This is a genomic window from Micromonospora sp. NPDC049801 (assembly GCF_040656575.1).
Lineage (GTDB): Bacteria > Actinomycetota > Actinomycetes > Mycobacteriales > Micromonosporaceae > Micromonospora.
The window spans coordinates 15,774-38,774 of sequence record NZ_JBFAMS010000013.1 but is presented as its reverse complement, the minus strand read 5'-3'; the positions used below and the strand labels follow the sequence as shown (position 1 = coordinate 38,774).

The 23,001-nt window shown below is 71.1% G+C and carries 23 protein-coding genes; 16 read left to right on the top strand and 7 right to left on the bottom strand.

What is annotated here, in order from left to right; all coding sequences use genetic code 11:
* Window positions 1-29 precede the first annotated feature (29 nt).
* The 4 genes from AB0I89_RS22530 to AB0I89_RS22515 all read left to right on the top strand — a co-directional run bounded on the left by AB0I89_RS22530 (window position 30) and on the right by AB0I89_RS22515 (window position 2,840).
* Window positions 30-308, top strand: a complete 279-nt coding sequence (locus AB0I89_RS22530) for a hypothetical protein (protein ID WP_357129962.1) — start codon at window positions 30-32, stop codon at window positions 306-308.
* 71 nt (window positions 309-379) lie between these two features.
* Window positions 380-1,774 carry a DUF4331 domain-containing protein gene (locus AB0I89_RS22525; RefSeq protein ID WP_357129959.1) on the top strand — a complete coding sequence of 465 codons (1,395 nt, stop codon included), beginning with the start codon at window positions 380-382 and terminating at the stop codon, window positions 1,772-1,774.
* A 20-nt stretch (window positions 1,775-1,794) separates the two neighbouring features.
* Window positions 1,795-2,124: a phospholipase gene (locus AB0I89_RS22520; protein ID WP_357129956.1), complete on the top strand. Its 330-nt coding sequence runs from the start codon at window positions 1,795-1,797 to the stop codon at window positions 2,122-2,124.
* Between the two features lie 458 nt (window positions 2,125-2,582).
* Entirely contained in the window at window positions 2,583-2,840 is a 258-nt protein-coding gene (locus AB0I89_RS22515) for a WhiB family transcriptional regulator (protein WP_007455784.1), read from the top strand.
* A 52-nt stretch (window positions 2,841-2,892) separates the two neighbouring features.
* On the opposite strand, the gene AB0I89_RS22510 is transcribed toward AB0I89_RS22515, so the two are convergent.
* Complete coding sequence (locus AB0I89_RS22510) at window positions 2,893-3,342, bottom strand: metallopeptidase family protein (protein ID WP_007455785.1); 450 nt, start codon at window positions 3,340-3,342, stop codon at window positions 2,893-2,895.
* Window positions 3,343-3,495: 153 nt separating this feature from the next.
* On the opposite strand from AB0I89_RS22510, the gene AB0I89_RS22505 reads away from it, so the two are divergent.
* The gene (locus tag AB0I89_RS22505; protein ID WP_355239687.1) at window positions 3,496-3,864 is read left to right on the top strand and encodes a DUF3499 domain-containing protein; all 369 of its coding nucleotides are present in this window, start codon (window positions 3,496-3,498) and stop codon (window positions 3,862-3,864) included.
* A gap of 10 nt (window positions 3,865-3,874) precedes the next feature.
* Here AB0I89_RS22505 and AB0I89_RS22500 read toward each other — a convergent pair whose 3' ends face one another.
* The 3 genes from AB0I89_RS22500 to AB0I89_RS22490 form a co-directional block, all read right to left on the bottom strand.
* Complete coding sequence (locus tag AB0I89_RS22500) at window positions 3,875-5,269, bottom strand: FAD-dependent oxidoreductase (RefSeq protein WP_357129953.1); 1,395 nt, start codon at window positions 5,267-5,269, stop codon at window positions 3,875-3,877.
* Window positions 5,254-6,600 (bottom strand): aspartate aminotransferase family protein, encoded by a 1,347-nt coding sequence (locus AB0I89_RS22495; RefSeq protein ID WP_357129950.1) that lies wholly within the window; start codon window positions 6,598-6,600, stop codon window positions 5,254-5,256. The genes AB0I89_RS22500 and AB0I89_RS22495 overlap by 16 nt, the downstream gene beginning before the upstream one ends.
* Window positions 6,601-6,869: 269 nt before the next feature.
* The gene (locus AB0I89_RS22490) at window positions 6,870-7,382 is read right to left on the bottom strand and encodes an Lrp/AsnC family transcriptional regulator (RefSeq protein WP_355053574.1); all 513 of its coding nucleotides are present in this window, start codon (window positions 7,380-7,382) and stop codon (window positions 6,870-6,872) included.
* A 214-nt stretch (window positions 7,383-7,596) separates the two neighbouring features.
* Here AB0I89_RS22490 and AB0I89_RS22485 point away from each other — a divergent pair, with 214 nt between their 5' ends.
* The 8 genes from AB0I89_RS22485 to AB0I89_RS22450 all read left to right on the top strand — a co-directional run bounded on the left by AB0I89_RS22485 (window position 7,597) and on the right by AB0I89_RS22450 (window position 16,597).
* Window positions 7,597-8,781 carry a spermidine/putrescine ABC transporter substrate-binding protein gene (locus AB0I89_RS22485; protein ID WP_357129945.1) on the top strand — a complete coding sequence of 395 codons (1,185 nt, stop codon included), beginning with the start codon at window positions 7,597-7,599 and terminating at the stop codon, window positions 8,779-8,781.
* A 5-nt stretch (window positions 8,782-8,786) separates the two neighbouring features.
* Window positions 8,787-9,938 carry an ABC transporter ATP-binding protein gene (locus tag AB0I89_RS22480; RefSeq protein ID WP_357129942.1) on the top strand — a complete coding sequence of 384 codons (1,152 nt, stop codon included), beginning with the start codon at window positions 8,787-8,789 and terminating at the stop codon, window positions 9,936-9,938.
* Entirely contained in the window at window positions 9,935-10,843 is a 909-nt protein-coding gene (locus tag AB0I89_RS22475; protein WP_357129939.1) for an ABC transporter permease, read from the top strand. Before AB0I89_RS22480 ends, AB0I89_RS22475 begins: the two co-directional genes overlap by 4 nt.
* Window positions 10,840-11,676 (top strand): ABC transporter permease, encoded by an 837-nt coding sequence (locus AB0I89_RS22470; protein ID WP_357129936.1) that lies wholly within the window; start codon window positions 10,840-10,842, stop codon window positions 11,674-11,676. Before AB0I89_RS22475 ends, AB0I89_RS22470 begins: the two co-directional genes overlap by 4 nt.
* Window positions 11,673-13,208 (top strand): FAD-dependent oxidoreductase, encoded by a 1,536-nt coding sequence (locus AB0I89_RS22465; RefSeq protein ID WP_357129933.1) that lies wholly within the window; start codon window positions 11,673-11,675, stop codon window positions 13,206-13,208. The genes AB0I89_RS22470 and AB0I89_RS22465 overlap by 4 nt, the downstream gene beginning before the upstream one ends.
* Complete coding sequence (locus tag AB0I89_RS22460) at window positions 13,208-14,398, top strand: saccharopine dehydrogenase C-terminal domain-containing protein (RefSeq protein ID WP_357129930.1); 1,191 nt, start codon at window positions 13,208-13,210, stop codon at window positions 14,396-14,398. Before AB0I89_RS22465 ends, AB0I89_RS22460 begins: the two co-directional genes overlap by 1 nt.
* Before the next feature lie 438 nt (window positions 14,399-14,836).
* Window positions 14,837-15,688: a hypothetical protein gene (locus AB0I89_RS22455; protein ID WP_357129927.1), complete on the top strand. Its 852-nt coding sequence runs from the start codon at window positions 14,837-14,839 to the stop codon at window positions 15,686-15,688.
* 243 nt (window positions 15,689-15,931) lie between these two features.
* Window positions 15,932-16,597: a hypothetical protein gene (locus AB0I89_RS22450; RefSeq protein WP_357129925.1), complete on the top strand. Its 666-nt coding sequence runs from the start codon at window positions 15,932-15,934 to the stop codon at window positions 16,595-16,597.
* A gap of 40 nt (window positions 16,598-16,637) precedes the next feature.
* On the opposite strand, the gene gabT is transcribed toward AB0I89_RS22450, so the two are convergent.
* Together gabT and AB0I89_RS22440 are read right to left on the bottom strand one after the other, a co-directional pair.
* A complete protein-coding gene (gabT, locus tag AB0I89_RS22445; RefSeq protein WP_357129922.1) occupies window positions 16,638-17,909 on the bottom strand; it encodes a 4-aminobutyrate--2-oxoglutarate transaminase in 1,272 nt (423 codons plus the stop codon).
* Window positions 17,910-17,912: 3 nt separating this feature from the next.
* Window positions 17,913-19,349 carry a gamma-aminobutyraldehyde dehydrogenase gene (locus tag AB0I89_RS22440; RefSeq protein ID WP_357129919.1) on the bottom strand — a complete coding sequence of 479 codons (1,437 nt, stop codon included), beginning with the start codon at window positions 19,347-19,349 and terminating at the stop codon, window positions 17,913-17,915.
* Window positions 19,350-19,491: 142 nt separating this feature from the next.
* Between AB0I89_RS22440 and AB0I89_RS22435 the strand changes: the two genes are divergently transcribed.
* Window positions 19,492-20,931 (top strand): aldehyde dehydrogenase family protein, encoded by a 1,440-nt coding sequence (locus AB0I89_RS22435; RefSeq protein ID WP_357129916.1) that lies wholly within the window; start codon window positions 19,492-19,494, stop codon window positions 20,929-20,931.
* Here AB0I89_RS22435 and AB0I89_RS22430 read toward each other — a convergent pair.
* On the bottom strand, window positions 20,928-22,163 hold the full coding sequence (locus tag AB0I89_RS22430) for an SUKH-3 domain-containing protein (RefSeq protein WP_357129913.1): 1,236 nt from the start codon (window positions 22,161-22,163) through the stop codon (window positions 20,928-20,930). The two genes, AB0I89_RS22435 and AB0I89_RS22430, sit on opposite strands and share 4 nt — an antisense overlap.
* Window positions 22,164-22,241: 78 nt before the next feature.
* Between AB0I89_RS22430 and AB0I89_RS22425 the strand changes: the two genes are divergently transcribed.
* Together AB0I89_RS22425 and AB0I89_RS22420 are read left to right on the top strand one after the other, a co-directional pair.
* Window positions 22,242-22,664: a YbaB/EbfC family nucleoid-associated protein gene (locus AB0I89_RS22425; RefSeq protein ID WP_357129910.1), complete on the top strand. Its 423-nt coding sequence runs from the start codon at window positions 22,242-22,244 to the stop codon at window positions 22,662-22,664.
* Window positions 22,661-22,993 carry a hypothetical protein gene (locus AB0I89_RS22420; RefSeq protein WP_357129907.1) on the top strand — a complete coding sequence of 111 codons (333 nt, stop codon included), beginning with the start codon at window positions 22,661-22,663 and terminating at the stop codon, window positions 22,991-22,993. Before AB0I89_RS22425 ends, AB0I89_RS22420 begins: the two co-directional genes overlap by 4 nt.
* The last annotated feature ends 8 nt before the right edge of the window (window positions 22,994-23,001 follow it).

Genomic DNA, 23,001 nt, shown 5'->3' with positions numbered 1-23,001 from the left:
CGTGCGCGCCGCCGCCGGAAAGGTTCCCCATGACCACTGATCAGCGGAAGCGGCCCTGGCCGCGACTGACCCGCCGGCAGACGTTGACCGCCGCGGCCAGCGCCACCCTCGGCGCCGCCGCGCTCACCGTGCCGGGCCTGTCGGCCGCCCAGAACGCGCCGGGCGCGGCGGGTCGGGCCGACGAGCCGATCGTCGTGCACCTGCGCGACGCCGCGTCGGGAACGATGGACGTCTTCGTCGGTGAGTCCCGGATCGAGGTACGCGACCGCGGCCTCGCGGACCGGCTGCGCCGCGCCGCCAAGCGCTGACCAGCGCCTTCGCCCGGCGCTGACCAGCGCCCCGTCCGCCAACAGTCCCCGCCCAGTGAGGTTGGTCCGCCATGTCTTCCCACCGCGAGGCCCCGGAGATAGCCAAGGATCCGGTCGCCGACAGCTCCGACCTTTACGCGTTCGTGAGCCCCGACAAGCCCGACACGGTCACGCTGATCGCCAACTACGTGCCGTTGCAGCTTCCGTCCGGGGGGCCGAACTTCTTCGAGTTCGGCGACGACGTGCGTTACGAGATCCACATCGACAACAACGGTGACGGTCATCCCGACGTCACCTACCGGTTCGAGTTCACGACCGAGATCACCAACCCGAACAGCTTCCTCTACAACACCGGGCCGATCGAGTCGCTCGACAGCAAGAACTGGAACCGCCGGCAGTTCTACAGCCTGACCCGGATCACCGACGGCAAGGAGCACCGGCTCGCGCACAAGCTCCCCTGCCCGCCGTGCAACGTCGGACCGCTGTCCACGCCGAAGTACGCCGACCTCGTACGCCAGGCCACGTACACCCTGTCGACGGGGGAGCGGGTTTTCGCCGGGCAACGCGCGGACGGCTTCTTCGTCGACCTGGGAGCGATCTTCGATCTCGGTACGCTGCGGCCGTTCCAGCAGTTGCACGTGGCCGGCAAGAAGATCTTCAAGGCCGAGGGGGAGCCGGTCAACGCCACCGACCGGATGAACGTGCACAGCATCGCCCTGCAGGTGCCGCTGAAGCAGGTACGTCGTCGCGCCAACCGGTACGGTCCGGCGGACGCCGCGTCGGTGCTGGGGGTGTGGACGTCCGCGTCGCGCCGGCAGGTCCGGGTGCTCGGCGACCGGGGTGGGGCGGACACCTCCACCGGTCCGTTCACCCAGGTCTCCCGGCTGGGCAATCCGCTGTTCAACGAGGTCATCGTGCCGATGTCCAAGAAGGACCTGTGGAACTCGCTGCCACCGTCGGAGGACAAGCGGTTCGCCCGCTTCGTCGAGCAGCCCGAGTTGGCCGCCCTGCTGCCGGCCCTCTACCCGGACGTCTTCCCCAACCTGGACAAGCTCAACAAGTCCAAGAAGGCGCGGGCCGACCTGGTGGCGATCCTGCTCACCGGCGTACCCGCTGGTCTGATCGACGGCTTCACGAACGCCACCGGCGAGGTGCAGGCCGACATGCTGCGGTTGAACACGGCCATCGCGCCGAACCGGCGGCCGGACCGGTTCGGGGTGCTCGGCGGCGACCTGGCCGGCTTCCCGAACGGGCGGCGGGTCGGTGACGACGTGGTCAGCATCGCGCTGCGGGCGATCGCCGGGGTGACCGTACCGTTGGTGGACAAGACGTTCCGCCCGGACGCGGCGGCCGGCGCGGTCACCCCGGCGCTCAGCGCCGCCGACGTGACGGCGCCGTTCCTGGCGAACTTCCCCTACCTGGGTACGCCGTACGACGGGTTCAACAACCCGCCGGCGTCGTCCTGACGTCGGGCGGGGGAGTGGCGATGCACGAACACACGTACGGTCCGTCGGAGACGGGGAGTGTCGTCCTCGACCTGGGCGGCGACACCGGCGCCCTGATCATCTACACCGGTCGGGATCTGCACGGCCGGGAGATCGAGATCAGCCGCGGTGACGATCGGCGGGTCCACTCGGCGGTCCGGGAGCGCCGGGTCCGGGACGGCTCGTTCCACAGTGCGGTCTACCCCGATCTGCCCGAGGGCATGTATACCGTCTGGTGGGATGAAAACACGTCAGCGGGGACGGTTTCTGTCCATGGTGGAGCAATAGCCGAGTTCGCCTGGCCGAGCAGCGGTTTTGGGGCTACCGGCTGACCTCGACGGACCCTGTTTCCCCTCGCACCCCGTCCACATTGTGGGCGGGGTGCGAACGCTGTCCACGGCTGGACGGGCGGTCTGCGTCGCGCCGCGTTAACCTGTCCCCCACCAAGATCAGCTTTGCGGAGGGGGTACCCGTGCTCCACGGTCGGCGGGCCGTCCGGGGGAGCGCCACGGCAGAAAAGTCGGGCAACTCGCCGGAGAGGGCGTTACTCGGCCGGGGTCTGAATCGATAGGGCAGGTTGCGAGGCTGGACGGTCCTGGTGGCCGGCCAGGGTTGTCGGGAGGGCGACTCCATTATCAAGTTTGGCTTGACGGCGCACGCATTACACGCGTGTAATTTGAATGGGGTTGTTCGCACGGAACGCAACAAAACGGGACCGGACGGACACGCACGCCTTTCGCGTGGGGGGTTGCAGCGGCGATGACGCCGGTGCGCGACAAGGAGGCATTTGATGGACGGCCAGCTTGAGGTGGCCGACCTGCTCGGAAACGCGCCGGAGTGGCAGGAGCGGGCCTTGTGCTCGCAGACCGACCCCGAGGCGTTCTTTCCCGAGAAGGGCGGCTCGACCCGCGAGGCGAAGCGAATCTGCTCGCGCTGCGAGGTCAAGACCGAATGCCTCGAATACGCTCTCGGCCACGACGAGCGGTTCGGTATCTGGGGTGGGCTCTCGGAGCGGGAACGGCGCAAGTTGAAGCGGCGCGCCGCCTGATCGGTACGGCGTCGGGGGTGGTGCGGAGTCGAGGCGGTGGGGGCCGCCCGGCTCAGGCCAGCTCGTCGGGGTCGACCCCGAGCAGGTTCGCCACCTGCTCGATGATCACGTCATGGACGAGGTCGGCGAGATCTTCGCGGTCCATCGCCCGGAACTCCAGGGGTCGGCGGTACAGCACGATCCGGGGCGGCACCTCCTGGCGGCCGGGGCGACCCGGCAGCAGCCGGGCCAGCGGCACCTCGCCGTCCTCCAGCACATCCGAGTCGTAGACGTTCAGGTCCGGCGGGACGTCCTCGACCGCGAACTCGACGCCGGCCAACTCCTTGGCGAAGCGTCGCTCCAACGTCTCGACGGTGTCCAACACCAGGTCGTCGAAGACCTCCGCCTTGGTCCGCGCCAGCGGCACCGTCGCCGGCACCAGGCGCCCGCGCAGGCCACGCCCGTGCCGGTCGCGGTGCGCACGCCGGCCGGGGCCGGGGCGGCGGTGTTCCGGGCTCGTCATGAGGCAAAGGGTAGCCCCCGTGCCGGGTCGGCCAGCGGCACCGCCGCCAGCGTGGCGCGGCGCGACCCGAACCGCGAATTGTGATCACCGCGACGGGCGTGTCGCAACGCGAACCGGTGCGCCGGACCCGGTAATGGGGATACCCTGCCGCACGTGAGGTCACCACGGCGCTGCTCCCGTAACGGCTGCCCCCGGCAAGCGGTCGCCACATTGACCTATGTCTACAACGAGTCCACCGCCGTGGTCGGCCCGTTGGCGGCGTTCGCCGAGCCACACACGTACGACCTGTGTGAGCAGCACGCCCGCAGCCTCACCGCGCCGCGCGGCTGGGACGTGGTCCGGCACGAGGGTGAGTTCGAGCCGCCCCCGCCCACCACGGACGACCTGGTCGCGCTGGCCGAGGCGGTCCGGGAGGCGGCCCGCCCGGCGCCCCGCCCCCCGGAGCCCGACCAGCCCCGCCCGGAAAACCCCCACCAGACCGGCCGCCGAGGCCACCTCCGGGTAATCCCCCCCAACCATTGAGCCGCAGCGGTTACTGGCCCAGGAGGCGGGCGAGGGTTTTGGCGCTTCGGCAGGGGCGGTCGGTTCGGGTTTCCTTGGCGTCGGCGCTGGTCATGAGGCGCAGGGCCGCGTTCATCGCCAGCCAGCGCAGGGGTTCCGGTTCCCAGTTCGGGGAGCGGTGGCCTACCCAGGGCAGGCTGGTCAGCTCGGTGCGCTCGCCGCGGATCAGGTCGGCCAGGGTGCGGCCGGCGAGGTTGCTGGCACCCACGCCGTCCCCGACGTAGCCCCCCGCCCAGGCCAGCCCGTTGGCCCGGTCGAACCCGACCGAGGCGGTCCAGTCCCGGGCCACCCCGAGCGGTCCACCCCAGGTGTACGCCACCGGAACGTCCGGCCCGAGCACCGGGAACAGCTCGCCCAGGGTCCGCCGCAGCGCCGCGAAGACCCGTGGCTCCCGGTCGTGGCCGGGAGAGATCCGGGACCCGAAATGGTACGGCGCTCCGCGCCCGCCGAAGGCCAACCGCCCGTCGGCCGTCCGCTGGCCGTAGATGATCACGTGCCGGTGGTCGGAGAACGTTTCCCGCTCCGCCAGGCCGATCCGTTCCCAGGCGTGCTCCGGCAGCGGCTCGGTGGCCACCATCAGCGAGTACACCGGTGCCACCGTGCGACGCAGGCCAGGCAGCATGGGCGTGTACCCCTCGGTGGCCCGGACCACCACCGACGCCCGCACGCTGCCCGCCTCGGCGACCGCCGCACCGGCCCGGATCGCGGTCACCGTGGTCCGCTCGTGGATCCTCACCCCGAGGCGTTCCACCGCCCGCGCGAGACCACGCACCAGCTTCGCCGGGTGCACGGTCGCGCAGTGCGGGGTGTACGTCCCACCGCGTACCCCCTCGGCGGCGCAACGGGCGGCGGCCTCGCCGGGGCCGAGGAGCGTCAGGTGGTCGTCGCCGAAGCCGAACGCGCGGGCCTCGTCCACGGCGGCCCGGGCCCGGACGAGCTGCGGACCGGTCCGGGCGAGCGTGACGGTGCCGCCGTCCGCCCAGTCGCAGTCGATGCCCTCGGCCGCGACCACCCGGCCCACCGCGCGGACGGTGTCATGCAGCGCCCGCTGCATGGCGACCGCGGCGTCGCGGCCGTGCCGGCGGGCCAACCCGGTCAGCGACGTGGGCAGGAGCGCGGAGCACCAGCCGCCGTTGCGCCCGGACGCCCCGTACCCCGCGATCTCCTTCTCCAGGACGACGACCCGCAGCGTCGGGTCGGCCCGAGCCAGGTGGTACGCCGTCCACAGCCCGGTGTAGCCGCCGCCCACGATCGCCACGTCGGCGTCCGCGTCGCCGGGCAACGGGGGCCGAGGCGTCAGCGGCTCGTCCAGGCTGGACAGCCAGTACGACAGCTCCTGGTAGCGCACGGTCAGAGCCGTGTCCACGCCTCGGTCAGCACCGTGCGGAGGATCTGCTCGATCTCGTCGAAGTGTCGCTGCTCGGCGATCAGCGGCGGGGCGAGCTGGATGACCGGGTCACCCCGGTCGTCGGCCCGGCAGTAGAGGCCTGCCTGGAACAGCGCGGTGGACAGGAAGCCGCGCAGCAGCCGCTCCGACTCGGCTTCGTCGAAGGTCTCCCGGGTGGTCTTGTCCTTGACCAGCTCGATGCCGTAGAAGTAGCCGTCGCCCCGGACGTCGCCGACGATCGGCAGGTCGTGCAGCTTCTCCAGGGTGGCGCGGAACGCGTCCTCGTTGGCGCGTACGTGCCCGACGAGGTCCTCGCGGGCGAACACCTCGAGGTTGGCCAGCGCCACCGCGCAGGACACCGGGTGCCCGCCGAAGGTCACCCCGTGGGCGAACATGCCGGTCTCGGTCAGGAACGGTTCCATGAGCCGGTCGCTGGCGATCATCGCGCCGAGCGGGGCGTACCCGGAGGTGATGCCCTTGGCGGTGGTGATGATGTCCGGCTGGTAGCCGTAGCGGACCGCCCCGAAGTACTCGCCGAGCCGACCCCACGAGCAGATCACCTCGTCGGAGACGAGCAGCACGTCGTACGCATCGCAGATCTCCCGGACCCGCTCGAAGTAGCCGGGAGGGGGCGGGAAGCAGCCGCCGGAGTTCTGCACCGGCTCCAGGAAGACGGCGGCGACGGTGTCCGGCCCCTCGCGCTCGATGGCCCGGCCGATCTCGTCGGCGGCCCAACGGCCGAACGCCTCGGGATCGTCGCCGTGCTCCGGGGCCCGGTAGAAGTTGGTGTTCGGCACCTTGATCCCGCCCGGCACCAGCGGCTCGAAGTCGCTCTTGATGCCCGGCAGACCGGTGATCGACAGCGCGCCCATCGAGGTGCCGTGGTAGGCGATGTAGCGGCTGACAACCTTGTACTTGTTGGGCTGGCCGGTGCGCTTGAAGTACGCCCTGGCCAGCTTCCACGCCGCCTCGACGGCCTCGGAGCCGCCGGTGGTGAAGAAGACCCGGTTCAGGTCGCCCGGGGTGAGCGAGGCGATCTTCTCGGCCAGCTCGACGGCCGTCGGATGGGCGTACGACCAGAGCGGGAAGTACGCCAGCTCACCGGCCTGCTTGGCGGCGGCCTCGGCCAGCTCGGTGCGGCCGTGACCGGCGTTGACGACGAACAGTCCGGCGAGCCCGTCGAGGTAGCGGCGACCCTGCGCGTCCCAGATGTACGCGCCCTCGCCGCGCACGATGGTCGGCACCTCGCCGGCGGAGTAGCTCGCCATCCGGGTGAAGTGCATCCAGAGGTGGTCGGTGGCGTCGGCCATGTCAGCCCCATCGATCGTCGGGCCGGTCAAGGGGTGAAGCCGGCCGCTCTGTCCACGGTTATCGCACAGTCCGGTGCCCTTCGGCAAGTGTTATCAGTGGCCTAGATGCCCGAGTGCGACGGAATCAGCGAGTGACGGCAGTCTGGGCAACGGATTCCGCATCGACGCGCGGGGTCGGATCAGGGCACTCGGGTTCCCGGAAGCCGGGGCCATCAGAGCGGCGCGGACACCCCGACTTCCTGCAACCCGGGTCGATCAACCGAGAGTCGTCAGGCCGTACCCCAGGTGTAGGTCTGTTTGCGGAGCTTGAGGTAGACGAACGCCTCGGTGGAGAGCACCCCGGGCACCGCGCGTAGCCGTTGCAGGATCTCCAGCAGGTGGTCGTCGTTGCGGCAGACGACCTCGGTGAGCAGGTCGAACGACCCGGCGGTGATGACGACGTAGTCGACCTCGTCCAGTTCGGCGAGCCGGTCGGCGACCGCCTCCAGGTCGCCGTCGGTACGCAGCCCGATCATCGCCTGGCGGGGGAAGCCGAGCTGGAGGGGATCGGTCACGGCGACGATCTGCATGACGCCGGAGTCGAGCAGTCGCTGTACCCGCTGGCGGACCGCCGCCTCGGACAGGCCGACCGCCTTGCCGATGGTGGCGTACGGCCGGCGGCCGTCCTCCTGAAGCTGCTCGATGATCTGCTTGGCCACGTCGTCCAGCAGAGCGTGGTTGGCACCTTCACGCACAGCGACACGGCGACCGCCGCCGCCGCTCTCGTGCTGCCGGTTCGTCATCGTGCGCTCCCCATGTCCCGAATCGTGATGTCGAGCGTGTGTCCCCGCGCAGTCTGGCGTATTTCGTCGTCAACTGCTAATCCCGCAACGGAATCCCTTGTAAGGGAGGTTTCCTCATGTCAGGATCAGTGCTCCCTGGCACTCGACCCTCCCGACATTCCCGCCGGCGTGCCTCCCCCGTCCCGCCGCCGACGATGACCCCCTAGGAGTCGTCATGCGTACTCCCCTCCGGCCCCTCTCCCGGCGTGGACTGCTCACCGGCACCCTCGGTTCGGCCGCTCTCCTCGCCGCGGGCGGCAGCCTCGCCGGCTGTGGCACCAAGGGCGCCCAGCAGACCGAGGCCGGCTGCGTCAGCGAGGACCTGTCCGCTACGGAGAAGAAGCTCGCCTTCTCCAACTGGCCGCAGTACATGGACGTCGACGAGAAGGACGAGTCCAAGCGGCCGAGCCTGGACGAGTTCATCACGAAGACCGGCATCCAGGTGACCTACACCGAGGACATCAACGACAACAACGAGTTCTTCGGCAAGGTGCAGAACCAGTTGGCCGCCTGTCAGAGCACCGACCGCGACATCATCGTGCTGACCGACTGGATGGCGGCCCGGATGATCCGGCTCGGCTGGATCCAGAAGCTCGACCCGGCGAAGATCCCGAACGTGGCGGCGAACCTGCTGCCGTCGCTGCTCAAGCGCCCCTTCGACACCGAGAACCGGATCTCGATCCCGTGGCAGTCCGGCCTGGCCGGGCTGGCGTACAACGGCAGCGTCACCAAGGAGCTGCGGACCGTCGACGAGCTGCTGACCCGCCCCGACCTCAAGGGCAAGGTGACGGCGCTGAGCGAGATGCGCGACACGATGGGTCTGCTGCTCGGCTCCAACGGTCACGACCCGTCCAACTTCACGGCGGCCCAGTTCGACGACGCGCTCAACAAGCTCAAGAAGGCCGTCGACTCCGGGCAGATCCGCAAGTTCACCGGCAACGACTACGCGCCCGACCTGGCCAAGGGCGACATCGCCGCGTGTATCGGCTGGTCCGGGGACGTCATCCAGCTCGCCAGTGAGAACGAAAAGGTGCAGTTCGTCGCGCCCGACTCCGGGGTGATGCTCTACAGCGACAACATGATGGTGCCGAACAAGGCCGCCCACCGGGGCAACGCCGAGGCGCTGATCAACTACTACTACGAGCCGGCCGTCGCCGCGAAGCTCGCCGCGTACGTCAACTACATCTGCCCGGTCAAGGGCGCCCAGGCCGAGATGGAGAAGATCGACCCGGATCTGGCCGCCAACCCGCTGATCTTCCCGGACGACGCGCTGCTGGCGAAGTCCAAGGTCTTCATGGCCCTGGACGAGAAGCAGGAGAAGGAGTACGAGGGCAAGTTCCAACAGGTCATCGGGGCGTGACTCCGATGACGCGCGAGACACCCGCCGGCGATCTGCGCCTGGCCGACCTCACCAAGCGGTTCGGCATCTTCACCGCCGTCGACGACCTCAGCCTGACGATTCCGCAGGGCTCGTTCTTCGCGCTGCTCGGCGCGTCCGGCTGCGGCAAGACCACCACCCTTCGGATGATCGCCGGGCTGGAGGAGCCGACCAGCGGTCAGGTGCTGCTCGGCGACACCGACATCGCCCGGCTGCGGCCGTACAAGCGGCCGGTCAACACGGTCTTTCAGAGCTACGCGCTCTTTCCGCACCTCACCATCTTCGAGAACGTGGCCTTCGGGCTGCGCCGACGCGGCATCCGCTCGGTCGACGACGAGGTGCGGCGGATGCTGTCGCTGGTGCAGCTCGACGGCTTCGGCCCGCGCCGCCCGGCCCAGCTCTCCGGCGGCCAGCAGCAGCGGGTCGCGCTGGCCCGCGCGCTGATCAACAAGCCGCAGGTGCTGCTGCTCGACGAGCCGCTGGGCGCGCTCGACCTGAAGCTGCGCCGGCAGATGCAGATCGAGCTGAAGCGCATCCAGACCGAGGTGGGCATCACCTTCGTGCACGTCACCCACGACCAGGAGGAGGCCATGACCATGGCCGACACCGTCGCGGTGATGAACGCCGGCCGCATCGAGCAGCAGGGCGCCCCGGCGGACATCTACGAGTTCCCGGCCACCGCGTTCGTGGCGAACTTCCTCGGCCAGTCCAACCTCCTCGCCGGCGAGGCCGCCGGCACCAGCGGCGGCGAGGTCGCGGTGACGGCGCACGGTTCGCGCTTCACCGTGCCCGCCGGCCGCTCACGCGCCGACCGGGGTCCGGTCCACCTGGGGGTACGCCCGGAGAAGCTGCAACTGGTCGGCTCCGCCGACCAGGTCCCCCAAGGACACCAACTGGTCACCGGTGTGGTCACCGACGCCTCCTACGTGGGCGTCAGCACGCAGTACCTGCTGCGCACCGGCTGGGGCACCGAGTTGTCGGTCTTCGCCGCCAACAGCGGTGCGACGACCCAGGTCCCGGTCGGCGGCGAGGCCGTGGCGTACTGGGATCCACGCCACGCGTTCCTGCTGCCGCGCGACGCCGCCGACACCGACCGGACGTCCCCGGTGCTCGACGAGCCGGTGGGTGCGTCCTCGTGACCCTCCTGGCGCCCACCAAGGCGGGTCAGCCGCCGCCCACGGCACCGGCAGCCCGGTCCGGGCGGTACCGCCTCCTGCCGTACCTGCTGCTGTTGCCCGGCGCGGCCTGGCTGCTCGTCTTCTTCGGTGTGCCGCTGCTGCAGCTCGCCGCCGCGAGCCTGTACGACCCCGGCGGCTCGCTCTCCACCGGGTACGCGATGACCTGGGCGTTCGGCAACTACCCGGACGTGGTGCAGGCGTACTGGCCGCAGCTTCTGCGCTCGTTCGGCTACGCCGGGCTGGCCCTGGTGGTGGCGCTGCTGCTGGGCTACCCGTTGGCGTACGCCATCGCGCAGAAGGCGGGCCGGTGGAAGAACCTGCTGCTGGTGTGCGTCGTCGCGCCGATGTTCACCAGCTTCCTGGTCCGTACGTTGGCCTGGAAGACGATCCTGTCGGACAACGGCGCGCTCGTCGGGCTGCTGCGCGACGTGCACCTGCTCGCCCCCGACGGCCGACTGTTGGCCACGCCGTTCGCGGTGGTGCTCGGCCTGACGTACAACTTCCTGCCGTTTCTCGTGCTGCCGCTGTACGCGAGCCTGGAGCGGCTCGACGGGCGGCTGCTGGAGGCGGCCGCCGACCTGTACGCGAGCCCGGCGCAGGCATTCCGCCGGGTGACCCTGCCGCTGTCGATGCCCGGCCTGGTCGCCGGCACGCTGCTGTTCTTCATCCCGGCCAGCGGCGACTACATCAACGCCGAACTGCTCGGCACCCCCAACGAGTACATGGTCGGCAACGTCATCGACTCGGCGTTCCTGGTCCGGCTGGACTACCCGCAGGGCGCCGCGCTGTCGTTCCTGCTGATGGCGGCGATCCTCGCGGTGGTCTTCGGCTACCTGCGGCGGGCTGGCACGGAGGAGGTGCTGTGAGGATCTCGCGCTGGCTGGCGGACCGCTGGGTGATGATCGTGGCGCTGCTGGTGCTCGGCTACCTGTCGCTGCCGATCCTGGTGGTGGCCGGGCTGTCGTTCAACCGCCCGTCGAGCCGCCTGTCGTACGACTTCAACGAGTTCACCCTCGACAACTGGCGGCAGCCCTGCGCCACCTCGGACATGTGCGACGCGGTCGTCCGCAGCGTGCAGATCGGCTTCATCGCCACGGTCGTGGCCACCGTACTCGGCACGCTGATGGCGTTCGCGCTGGTCCGGCACCGCTTCCGGGGTCGGGCCGGCGTCAACGTGCTGATCTTCCTGCCGATGGCGACCCCCGAGCTGGTGATGGGCACGTCGCTGCTGGCCCTGTTCGTCTCGGCCGGGGTGCCGCAGGGCTTCTGGACCATCGTCATCGCGCACGTCATGTTCTGCGTGTCGTTCGTGGTGGTCACCGTGAAGGCGCGGCTCGCCGGGATGGACCGGCGGCTGGAGGAGGCCGCCATGGACCTCTACGCCAACGAGTGGCAGACCTTCCGGCGGATCACCCTGCCGCTGGTGCTGCCCGGCATCGTGGCCGCCGCGCTGCTCGCCTTCTCGTTGAGCTTCGACGACTTCATCATCACCAACTTCAACGCCGGCACGACGGTCACGTTCCCCATGTACGTCTGGGGCGCCGCCCAGCGGGGCATCCCGCCGCAGGTCAACGTCATCGGCACCGCGATGTTCGCGATCGCGTTGCTGCTGGTGGGGCTCAGCTCGCTGCGCGGGCGGCGGGAGCGCCGCGCCAACCTGCTGGCCGTTCCGACACCGCAGGCGCGGCGGCCGTCATGACGCCCGCGCACGCCGGACGGGCGCTGGCCGACGCGGCACCCGTGCCGTACTGGCTCGACCGCAGGGAGCGCCCCGACCCGCTGCCGCCGCTCACCGGCGCGCAGACCGCCGACCTGCTCGTCATCGGCGGCGGGTACGGCGGGCTCTGGGCCGCCCTGGAGGCCAAACGCGCCGACCCGGAGCGGGACGTGCTGCTCGTCGACGCGGGCACCTGCGGGTGGGCCGCCTCCGGGCGCAACGGCGGGTTCTGCGCCGCCTCGCTCACCCATGGTCTCGCCAACGGCGTCGACCGGTTCCCCGACGAGGTCGGCGAGCTGGAACGCCTGGGCCGGGAGAACCTGGACGCGATCGCCGCCACCGTCGCCGAGTTCGACATCGACTGCGACTTCGAGCGCACCGGTGAGCTGGCCGTCGCCGTCGAGCCGTACCAGCTCGACGGGCTGGTCGCCGACGCGGAGCTGGCCCGCCGGTACGGCCACCGGGTGCGGTTGCTCGACGCCGCCGAGGTCCGCGCCGAGGTCAACTCGCCGACCTACCTGGGCGGGATGGTTGACGCCGACCGGGTCGCCATGGTGGACCCGGCGAAGCTGGCCTGGGGACTGCGCCGCGCCTGCCTCGCCCTGGGCGTACGCGTGCACGAGCACACCCGGGTCACCGGGCTGCGCGCCGACGGCGTCGCGTTACGGGCGGACACCCTCGGCAGCGATCCCGCCGACCTGGCCCGCTCTGCCGCACCTGCCGGCCTGGCCCGCACTGCCGCACCTGCCGGCCTGGCCCGCTCTGCCGCACCCGCCGGCCTGGCCGGCTCTGCCGTAGCCGCCCCGGGCCGCCCCGGCGTGGTCCGCGCCCGACGGGTCGTGCTCGCCACCAACGCGTTCCCGCCGCTGCTGCGCCGGCTGCGCGCGTACGTGGTGCCCGTCTACGACCACGTGCTGATGACCGAACCGCTCAGCCCGGCGCAGCGCGACGCGATCGGCTGGCGCAACCGGCAGGGGCTCGCCGACACCGGCAACCAGTTCCACTACTACCGGATCACCCGCGACGGGCGGATCCTCTTCGGCGGCTACGACGCCGTCTACCACTACGGCAACCGGGTCGCCCCGAAGCTGGAACAGCGCCCAGCCACCTTCACCACCCTCGCGCAGCACTTCTTCACCACGTTCCCGCAGCTCGCGGACGTGCGCTTCAGCCACCGCTGGGGCGGTGTCATCGACACCTGCACCCGGTTCTGCCCGTTCTACGGCACCGCCTTCGGCGGTCGGCTGGCGTACGCGGCCGGGTACACCGGTCTCGGCGTCGGCGCGACCCGCTTCTCCGCCCGGGTCCTCCTCGACCTGCTGGCCGGCGGAAACACCCCGCTGACCCGGCTCGACCTCGTCCGCCGCAAGCCCCTGCCGTTCCCGCCGGAACCCGTCCGCGCGGTCGGCATCAATCTCACCCGCCGGTCGATGGCCCGTGCCGATGCGCGTGGGGGCCGGCGTGACCTGTGGCTCCGTACTCTCGATCGTCTTGGTTTGGGGTTTGATTCCTGATGCGTGTCCTGCTCGTCGGCGCCGGTGGCGTCGGCTCCGCCGCCGTAGCCATCGCCGCCCGACGGGCCTTCTTCGAGACGATGGTCGTGGCCGACCACGACCCGCAGCGCGCGGCCCGCGCGGTGGCCGCGCACGGCGGCCGTTTCGTCGCCGCCCAGGTCGACGCCTCCTCGGCCGACGCGATCACCGCGCTGTGCCGGGAACACCGGATCACCCACGTGCTCAACGCCGTCGACCCGCGCTTCGTCATGCCCATCTTCGACGGCGCGTTCGCGGCCGGCGCGGACTACCTGGACATGGCGATGTCGCTCTCGCACGCCGACACGGGCGTGCGGCTCGGCGACGAACAGTTCGCGCAGGCCGACGCCTGGTCGGCGGCCGGTAGGTTGGCGCTCGCCGGCATCGGCGTCGAACCGGGACTGTCCGATGTGTTCGCCCGGTACGCCGCCGACGAGCTGTTCAGCGAGATCGACGAAATCGGCGTGCGGGACGGCGCGAACCTCACCGTCGACGGCTACGACTTCGCTCCCTCGTTCTCCATCTGGACCACGATCGAGGAATGCCTCAACCCGCCGGTGATCTGGGAGGCCGACCGCGGCTGGTACACCACCGAGCCGTTCAGCGAGCCCGAGGTCTTCGACTTCCCGGAGGGGATCGGGCCGGTCGAGTGCGTCAACGTGGAGCACGAGGAGGTGCTGCTCATCCCGCGCTGGGTGAAGGCCCGCCGGGTCACCTTCAAGTACGGGCTCGGCGAGGAGTTCATCGACGTCCTGAAGACGCTGCACAAGCTCGGCCTGGACGGCGTCTCCCCGGTCCGGATACGCGGGGTCGACGTGTCCCCGCGCGACGTGGTGGCGGCCTGCCTGCCCGACCCGGCCACCCTCGGCGCGCGGATGCGCGGCAAGACCTGCGCCGGCACCTGGGTCCGTGGCCTGGGCCCGGACGGCCAACCCCGGGAGGTCTACCTCTACCACGTGGTCGACAACGAGTGGTCGATGAGCGAGTACGGCCACCAGGCGGTTGTCTGGCAGACCGCCGTCAACCCGGTGGTGGCGCTCGAACTGCTCGCCACTGGCGCGTGGACCGGCGTGGGGGTGCTCGGGCCGGAGGCGCTGCCCCCGGTGCCGTTCCTCGACCTCCTCACCGCCTACGGCTCACCATGGGGGACACAGGAGCGCTCAGCAGCGTGAGCTGCCCGCCCCGCGCCCCTGCGTCCCGATCGCCAGCGACGTCGACTGCGCCGGCGGCCGCGGCAACGGCCCGGCCTACGTCAGCGGAGTAGTCAAGGTGATCGGCGAAGACGTCTACGACCTGGACCGCGACAACGACGGCTACGGCTGCGACTAACCCCCGCCCCGCCCAGTCGCGCCCCGCCCAGTCGCGCCCCGCCCAGTCGCGCCCCGCCCAGTCGCGCCCCGCCCAGTCGCGTCGATCATGGAGTTGTGGTGGGCAGAAGAAGCCGATTCGAGGCTTTCTGGCGGCACCACAACTCCATGATCGGCCCCGTTGGCGAGTCAGGGCATAGCACGTTGGACGCTTTTTTGGGGGTTTTGCACAGGGCTGGACTTTATCCACAGGGGGCTGGGGTGGGGTGGAGGGTCGGGGCTCCGTGACGCAGATTCCGCGGTATGGCGGAGCGTCTTTATCGATACTCGGAGCTACTCAGTGCCGGCCTCAGTCGCGAGCAGGTGCGCAGGATCGTTGGGCTATCCCAGCTGCACCGGCTGTCGCGGAGTATCTACGCGCCATCGGCCGACCGGAGTGGGCACCTGCCGGCGATCTTCCGGCGTCTGCCCGACACTGCTGTGGTCGGATATCACACCGGCGCACAACTACACGGTTTCGGCGACCTCCGCAGCCCCGACGTGCACGTCATCGTTCCAGCGGGGGAGCGCGTGCCACACATTCGGGGAGTCGTGGCCCACGAGTCGGTGTTGCCCGTAGGTGATCCGGTGCTTCTGGATGGTGTGCCCTGTGCACCCGCTGCTCGATGTGCCGTGGATCTGGCGCGATCGGTGCGCCGAATGGACGCCATGCCACTGCTGGACCTGTGTCTTCGGGTCGGCGCTTGCCAACCTGACGAACTCCTGGTCGAAGTCGCTCGGCACGAGCGCCTGCGGGGGATCTGTCAGGCGCGCGAACTCGTCAGCCACGCCGATCCCCGGGCGGAGTGCCGACAGGAAAGTCAGCTTCGCCTTGTGTTGATCGACGGCGGCCTGCCACCGCCGGAGCCTCAGCTGTGGGTGTCGGACAACAACGGGATACCGCTCTACCGCCTGGACCTTGGCTACCGGCAACACCGGGTCGGTGTTGAGTACGACGGCGTGTCCCATCTGGACCGCGCCCGCCTCCAGGGCGATCGCTCTCGAATGAACTGGCTCGCCGCCAACGGGTGGCAAATGCGCTATTTCACCGATCTTGACCTCTACCGTCGCCCCGCCCACATCATCCAAACCCTGGCCCCCCTCCTCCACCCCTAGCGTCCCCGCCCCCCAGGCCCCTGACCCCAGGCCCCAGGCCCCAGACCCCAGACCCCAGACCCCAGGCCCCGTCGATCATGAAGTTGTGGTGCTCCTGAAGAAGTGCAAACCAGCGTGTAACGCCCACCATGACTCCATGATCGACGGGGTCTGGGGTGAGGCGCGGGGGGCGCGGGTGAACGGTTGGGGGGTGGTTTCCGTATCAGGGGCTGACGGACATTGGCTAGGGCGGGAGTTTCGGCGATGAGGGTGCAGCGGAAGCATGTGCTGGCGGCTACCGTGGCGGTGGTTGCCGCCGCAGGGGTGGCGGTGGGGACCGGGTTCGGGTTCGCCGACACCGCCCCGGCACGGTCGTCCGTCTGCTCCGGCTCGGTGACGTTCTCCGCGGAGGCCGGTGCGCCGGCGGCGACCAGCGACCGGTTCCCGGTGGGTACGCGGCTGCGGGTGACCAATCTGGACAACAACCGCGCGGCCACGGTGACGGTGACCGGCCCGTCGGGAAGTTGTGTGCTGCTCAATGCCGCCGCCATGGAGTTGGTGCGGGAGCCGGGCAAGAACGTGATCCGCCGCAACGTGGTGGAGCGGCTGGACGGCGTGGCAGCCCAGCCCGCCCCCGGTGGCGTACGCCCCGGTGCCGCCTCGCCCGCCGCGCCGCGCCCGGTGCCCGGCTCGGCCTGCTCCGGCGCGATCACCTTCTTCGCCGAGAACGCCGCGCCGGCGGCGACCAGCGGGAAGTTCCCCGTCGGCACGCGGCTGCGGGTGACGAATCTGGACAACAACCGGGCGACCACGGTGACGGTGACCGGCCCGTCCGGGAGCTGTGTGCTGCTCAACACCGCCGCGATGGACCAGATCCGCGAGCCGGGCAAGAACCTCGTGCGCAACAACACGGTCGAGGTGCTGCGCTGACGGAAGGTGCAGGGGCCCGACGCGGGCCCCTGCACCCACGTCAGGCGAACGCCGCGTCGAGGATGTCGGCGCCCCGGGTGAGCTGCGTGTCGGAGATGACCAGCGGCGGTAGAAAGCGCAGCACGTTGCCGTACGTGCCGCAGGTCAGGGTGAGCAGGCCGGCGGCGTGGCAGGCCGCCGAGATGGCGGCCGTGGCGCTCGGGTCGGGGACGAGCGACCCGGGCTGGACCAGTTCGACGGCGAGCATCGCGCCCCGGCCGCGTACCTCGGCGATCCGGGGATCCCGCTCGGCGATGGCCCGGAGGCGGGGTGCCAGCACGGATTCGATCCGGCGGGCCGCACCGGCCAGGTCCAGTTCGTGCATGGTCTCGATGGTGGCCAGCGCGGCGGCGCAGGCGATCGGGTTGCCGCCGTACGTGCCGCCGAGCCCGCCGACGTGCACCGCGTCCATCAGCTCCGCCCGACCGGTGACCGCCGCGAGGGGCAGCCCGCCGGCGATGCCCTTGGCGAGGGTGACCAGGTCGGGTTCGACGCCCTCGTGCTGGCAGGCGAACCAGTCGCCGGTCCGGCAGAAGCCGGTCTGGATCTCGTCGGCGACGAAGACCACCCCGGCCGCCGTCGCCCACTCCCGCAGCGCCGGCAGGAAACCCGGCGCGGGTACGACGAAACCGCCCTCACCCTGGATCGGCTCGATGAGCAGCGCGGCGACGTTCTCGGCACCCACCTGCTTCTCGACCACCTCGATGGCCCGCGCCGCCGCCTCCGCGCCGGTGAGCCCGCCGTCGCGCAGCGGGTACGACATCGGCACCCGGTAGATCTCCCCGGCGAACGGCCCGAACCGGTGCTTGTACGGCATGTTCTTCGCGGTCAACGCCATGGTCAGGTTGGTCCGGCCGTGGTACGCGTGGTCGAACACCACCACCGCCGGTCGTCCGGTGGCGTGCCGCGCGATCTTGACGGCGTTCTCCACCGCCTCGGCGCCGGAGTTGAACAGTGCCGAGCGCTTCTCGAATCCGCCCGGCGTCAACGCGTTGAGCTGTTCACACACCGCCACGTACGACTCGTAGGGCGCGACCATGAAGCAGGTGTGGGTGAACCGTTCGACCTGGGCGCGGACGGCCTCGACCACCCTCGGCGCGGAGTTGCCGACGCTGGTGACGGCGATGCCGGCGGCGAAGTCGATCCACTCCCGTCCGTCGACGTCGGTGAGCGTGCCGCCCGATGCGGCTTCCACATAGGAGCTGATGACGCTGCCCACGCCACGGGCGACGGCACCACTGCGGCGCTTGTGCAGTTCTTCCGAGGACGGCAAGGGTCAGCCCTCGATGTTGTGCATGACGTGCTTGATCCGGGTGTAGTCCTCCAGGCTGTAGACCGACAGGTCCTTGCCGTGCCCGGAGTGCTTGAAGCCGCCGTGCGGCATCTCGGAGACGAACGGGATGTGCGTGTTGACCCAGACGCAGCCGAAGTCGAGCCGTCGCGTCATCCGCATCGCCCGGCCGTGGTCGCGGGTCCAGACCGACGCCGACAGGCCGTAGTCGACGCCGTTGGCCCAGCGCACCGCCTCGTCCTCGTCGGAGAAGCGCTGCACGGTGATGACCGGACCGAACACCTCGTCCTGGATGATCTCGTCGGCCTGCCGCAGCCCGGACACGACGGTGGGCGTGTAGAAGTAGCCGCGCTCGCCCTGCCGGGAGCCGCCGGTCTGGATCGCCGCGTGGTCGGGCAACCGGTCGACGAAACCGCTGACCCGGGCGAGCTGGTTGGCGTTGTTCAGCGGGCCGTAGAGCACGTCGGCGTCGTCCGGCGCGCCGGTCTTCGTGGCGCGGGCCTGCTCGGTGAGCGCCGCCACGAAGTCGTCGTGGACGCCGGGACCGGCCAGTACCCGGGTCGCCGCCGTGCAGTCCTGCCCGGCGTTGAAGTAGCCGCCGACGGCGATGGCCTCGGCCGCCGCCGCCACGTCCGCGTCGTCGAAGATCACCACCGGGGCCTTGCCGCCCAGCTCCAGGTGGGTGCGCTTCAGGTCCGGGGCCGCCGCGGCGGCCACCTCCATGCCCGCGCGGGTCGAGCCGGTGATCGACACGAGCTGTGGGGTCGGATGCGACACGAGGGTACGACCGGTGTCGCGGTCGCCGCAGACCACGTTGAACACCCCCGGCGGGAAGAACTCGGCGGCGATCTCGGCGAGCAGCAGCGTCGACACCGGAGTGGTGTCCGACGGCTTCAGCACGACCGTGTTGCCGGCGGCGAGCGCCGGGGCGATCTTCCAGATCGCCATCATCAGCGGGTAGTTCCAGGGGGTCACCTGGGCGCAGACCCCGATCGGCTCGCGCCGCACGTACGAGGTGTGCCCGGCCAGGTACTCCCCGGCCGAGCGCCCCTCCAACATCCGGGCGGCCCCGGCGAAGAACCGGAACTCGTCCACCGCCGGGGGCAACTCCTCCTCGGCGGTCAGTTGGCGGGGCTTGCCGGTGTTGCGTACCTCGGCGTCGACCAGCTCGGCGGCCCGTGCCTCCACGGCGTCGGCGAGCTTGAGCAGTGCCCGCTGCCGCTCGGCGGGGGTGACCTCCCGCCAGCTCTCGAAGGCGGTGGCGGCGGCGTTCATCGCCGCGTCGACGTCGGCGGGGCCGGAGACCGGCGCCTGCGCGAACACCTCCCCGGTGCAGGGGTCGACCAGGTCGGCGTAGCCGCCGTCGGCCGGGTCGACGTAGGAGCCGTTGACGAAGTTGCGCAGCTGCTGCTGGTCACTCATGACGGGATCACTCCGAGGGGGCCGGGGGTGAGGTCTGCGGCGGTTATCGCAATCTTCCTGCCATCTTCGCTACTGAATCCGCAGCAGACAAGGGCTGCGGCGACTGTTTCCGTCGACTGCTGACTCGTCTACGCTGCACGGCGTGGAGCCCGCACCCTTCTTCGTCGCCTCCCGTCCCGCCTCCGGCACGGGCGAGTTGACCGTCCACCACCCGTACGACGGTCGCGCGGTGGGGCGTACCACCTTTGCCACCAGTGACCAGGTCGAGGCCGCTGTCGCGGCAGCGGCCGGGGTGTCCGCGCAGGCCGCGGCCCTGCCCGCGCACGCCCGCGCGGCGGCCCTGGACCACGTGTCCCGGCGGCTCGCCGAGCGTGCCGACGAGGTCGCGGCGCTCATCACCGCCGAGAACGGCAAGCCCGTGAAGTGGGCGCGCGCCGAGGTCGGACGGGCGGTGTCCACCTTCCGGTGGGCCGCCGAGGAGGCCCGGCGCTTCTCCGGTGAGCTGCAACGACTCGACACCGATCCGGCCGCCACCGGCCGGATCGCCCTGGTCCGACGGGCGCCCCGAGGGCCGGTGCTCGGCATCGCGCCGTTCAACTTCCCGCTCAACCTGGTCGCGCACAAGGTCGCCCCGGCCATCGCGGTCGGCGCGCCGATCATCGTCAAGCCGGCCCCGGCGACGCCGCTGTCCGCGCTGCTGCTCGGCGAACTGCTGGCCGAGACGGACCTCCCGGCCGGCATGTTCTCGGTGCTGCCGCTGCCCAACGACCGCGCCGCCGAACTGGTCGCCGACCCCCGGCTGCCGGTCGTGTCGTTCACCGGGTCGGGGCCGGTCGGCGCGGCGATCCGGCGGCAAATACCGGAGAAGCACGTGACGCTGGAACTGGGCGGCAACGCGGCGGCGGTGCTCTGCGCGGACTGGACCGCCGACGAGGACCTGGACTTCGCCGCGCAGCGCATCGCCACGTTCGCCAACTACCAGGCCGGCCAGTCGTGCATCGCCGTGCAACGGGTGTACGTGCACCACGCGCTGCACGCCGGCTTCCTGCCCCGGCTGGTGGCGGCGGTACGCGCGCTGCGCACCGGCGACCCCACGTCGGAGCTGACCGACGTCGGACCGATGGTGTCCGAGGACGCGGCCCGCCGGGTCGAGACGTGGGTGTCCGAGGCGGTCGCGGCCGGCGCCACGGTCGAGGTGGGCGGCGTCCGCAACGGTGCTACGTACCCCCCGACGGTCCTCACCGGCGTGCCGGCGGACGCCAAGGTCGTCGCCGAGGAGGTGTTCGGGCCGGTGCTGGTGGTCACCCCGGTCGCCGACGACCAGGCCGCGTTCGCCGCGGTCAACGATTCGGCGTACGGGTTGCAGGCGGGCGTGTTCACCCGGCGGCTGGACGTGGCCTTCGCCGCCGCGCGAGTCCTGGAGGTGGGCGGCGTGATCGTCGGCGACGTGCCGTCGTACCGGGCGGACCAGATGCCGTACGGCGGGGTGAAGGGCAGCGGCGTCGGCCGGGAAGGGCTGCGCAGCGCGATGGACGACTACACCGAACCGCGTGTGATGGTGCTGACCGGGCTGGCGCTCTAGGCCCAGGTGCCGTCGTCGCGAACCCGGGCGGGGGCGCGGCCGAGCAGCAACGTGGTGAGCGCCGCGTCGACGCTCTCGCCGAGGAACCAGTCGCCGGCCTGGTCGAGGGCGAAGACCCGGCCCCGCTCGTCGACGGCGAGGATGCTGTCCTGCTGCTCGGTGCCGATCGGAAAGAGCCGGACGCCGAGGACCGCGCCGAAGTCGGCGAGCGTGTCGGCGGTGTGCGCGATCAGGTGCGGACGGATGTCGAAGCGGGAGATCCACACCTGCTCGCCCGGGCCGCGCCGGGCGCCCACCAGGCTCGGGAACGCCGTCAACGCCTCCACGGCGGCGGGGAAGGCCTCGTGCCGATGCGTCCTCCCGGGCACGGCGGTGACGTCCCGTACCCCGGCCGCCGCCATGATCTGGTCGCCGATGTGCGGACGCCATCCCGCCGCCACCAGCGCGTTCGTCACCTCGGGCGGAAAGCGCCCCGGGTCGGGGTCGGGCGCGGCCGGTGCCCGCCACGTCTCGGTGTAGGCCCGCGCCGCCTCCGGCAGGACGTTGGCGCGCACCAGGAACGTGATGCACGAGTCGCAGGGCAGCTCGGCGACGCCGCCGGCCGGATCACCCGGCTCACGGATCCGGAAGATCTCGAAGCGGGCGGCGTCCAGCAGGGCCGCCGCCTCGGCCCGACCCATCGGCTCGATACCCTCGGCGGCCCGTCGGTGGTCGTACTCGTGCAGCACGTCGGAGACCACGATCAGCTCGGCGTGACATTCGACGCCGCGTACCAGCTCGCCCGGCTGCCTCTCGTCCAGGTAGGCGCGCACGAGCGGATGGTGGTTCAGGGTCGCGGGGCCTCTCGTGCCCTGGGCCGTCCAGATGCGACCGTCGAGGGTCAGGTGCGCCACCGTGTTCGGCGTCGGACCCCGGTGGATCTCCCGGATCAGCAGGCTCGACGCGTCGATCGTGCGCGGCGCGGTCGGCCCGCTGGGCTGACTACGCCGGTACAGGTCCGCCACGACGGCGCTCGGCACCCGGGGCCAGGTGGTGACCTTTCCGGTGCGTTTGTCGATGACGGTCGTCGGCAGGTCGCCGGGGATCGCCCGCACTCCGCTCGACACGATCGAGGTGACGACGAAGCCCAGGTCGAACTCGTCGACCAGCGGGGTGCACTCGTGGCCGAGGCGCTGTGAATCGCGCCGAGCCCAGGCGGACGCGAGCTGCTCAGCCTGCTGACGGTCGATCACACACCGAAACTACCGGACTACGCGGATCGATGGCGGCCGGTATGGTCCTGGATACCGACGGTGACGGGAGGAGTGGCGGTGAGCGAACGCGCGGACCGGGACGCCAATCGCGAGCTACGAGCCCGATTCGACGACGTGTACGGCCAGTACCAGCAGCTCAGGTCCGGTTTGGACACTCTGACGGCACGGCTCGCCGAGCTGCGGGTGACCCGCCGCTGCACCGATGGGCACGTCACGGCGACGGTCGACGCGCAGGGCCAGGTCATCGAGGTCGTCCTGACGCCGGCCGCCTACCGGGCCCGGGACGCCGAGGCGCTGAGCCGGAAGATCACCGAGACGATCCGGGCCGCCGTGGCCGCCGCCAGCCAGGCCACCCAGGCCCTGGTCGCCGAGACCATGCCGGCCGGCTCCGGCTCGGCGGACTTCCTGCGTACCGGCGACTTCGGCGCGTTGCTCGGCCGCGCCGACGCCGTGCTCGGCCGCCGGGAGGGGTCGGCATGACCGACGGGCAGCTCTGGCTGGACGCGTCCCGTGCGCGGCGTGGCGGCGCCGACCTGGCCCTGTCCGGCGAGGCGGTGACGGCCCGTCGCGCGGCGGAGGGCGGCGAGATCGAGGCCGCCAGCGGCGCCCGTCCGTGGGGGCGCGACGACATCGGCGCGGCGTTCGAGCGGAGCTACCGCGGCATCGAGCAGACCGTGCTGCGCGCCTGGGCGGGCGTCGGTCAGCGGCTCACCGAGTTGGGCGTCGACGTGGTCAGCGCGGTCGACGCCAGCGTGCAGACCGACCAGAGCAGCGCCGCCCGGCTCGACCGGGCCGCCGACCAGCGCTGACGGCGGGG

Coding starts and splice junctions, on each gene's coding strand:
- AB0I89_RS22530 (WP_357129962.1), top strand. CDS start 30: ATGACCACTGATCAGCGGAAGCGGCCCTGGCCGCGACTGACCCGCCGG.
- AB0I89_RS22525 (WP_357129959.1), top strand. CDS start 380: ATGTCTTCCCACCGCGAGGCCCCGGAGATAGCCAAGGATCCGGTCGCC.
- AB0I89_RS22520 (WP_357129956.1), top strand. CDS start 1,795: ATGCACGAACACACGTACGGTCCGTCGGAGACGGGGAGTGTCGTCCTC.
- AB0I89_RS22515 (WP_007455784.1), top strand. CDS start 2,583: ATGGACGGCCAGCTTGAGGTGGCCGACCTGCTCGGAAACGCGCCGGAG.
- AB0I89_RS22510 (WP_007455785.1), bottom strand. CDS start 3,342: ATGACGAGCCCGGAACACCGCCGCCCCGGCCCCGGCCGGCGTGCGCAC.
- AB0I89_RS22495 (WP_357129950.1), bottom strand. CDS start 6,600: ATGGCCGACGCCACCGACCACCTCTGGATGCACTTCACCCGGATGGCG.
- AB0I89_RS22490 (WP_355053574.1), bottom strand. CDS start 7,382: ATGACGAACCGGCAGCACGAGAGCGGCGGCGGCGGTCGCCGTGTCGCT.
- AB0I89_RS22485 (WP_357129945.1), top strand. CDS start 7,597: ATGCGTACTCCCCTCCGGCCCCTCTCCCGGCGTGGACTGCTCACCGGC.
- AB0I89_RS22480 (WP_357129942.1), top strand. CDS start 8,787: ATGACGCGCGAGACACCCGCCGGCGATCTGCGCCTGGCCGACCTCACC.
- AB0I89_RS22465 (WP_357129933.1), top strand. CDS start 11,673: ATGACGCCCGCGCACGCCGGACGGGCGCTGGCCGACGCGGCACCCGTG.
- AB0I89_RS22460 (WP_357129930.1), top strand. CDS start 13,208: ATGCGTGTCCTGCTCGTCGGCGCCGGTGGCGTCGGCTCCGCCGCCGTA.
- AB0I89_RS22455 (WP_357129927.1), top strand. CDS start 14,837: ATGGCGGAGCGTCTTTATCGATACTCGGAGCTACTCAGTGCCGGCCTC.
- AB0I89_RS22450 (WP_357129925.1), top strand. CDS start 15,932: ATGAGGGTGCAGCGGAAGCATGTGCTGGCGGCTACCGTGGCGGTGGTT.
- AB0I89_RS22440 (WP_357129919.1), bottom strand. CDS start 19,349: ATGAGTGACCAGCAGCAGCTGCGCAACTTCGTCAACGGCTCCTACGTC.
- AB0I89_RS22420 (WP_357129907.1), top strand. CDS start 22,661: ATGACCGACGGGCAGCTCTGGCTGGACGCGTCCCGTGCGCGGCGTGGC.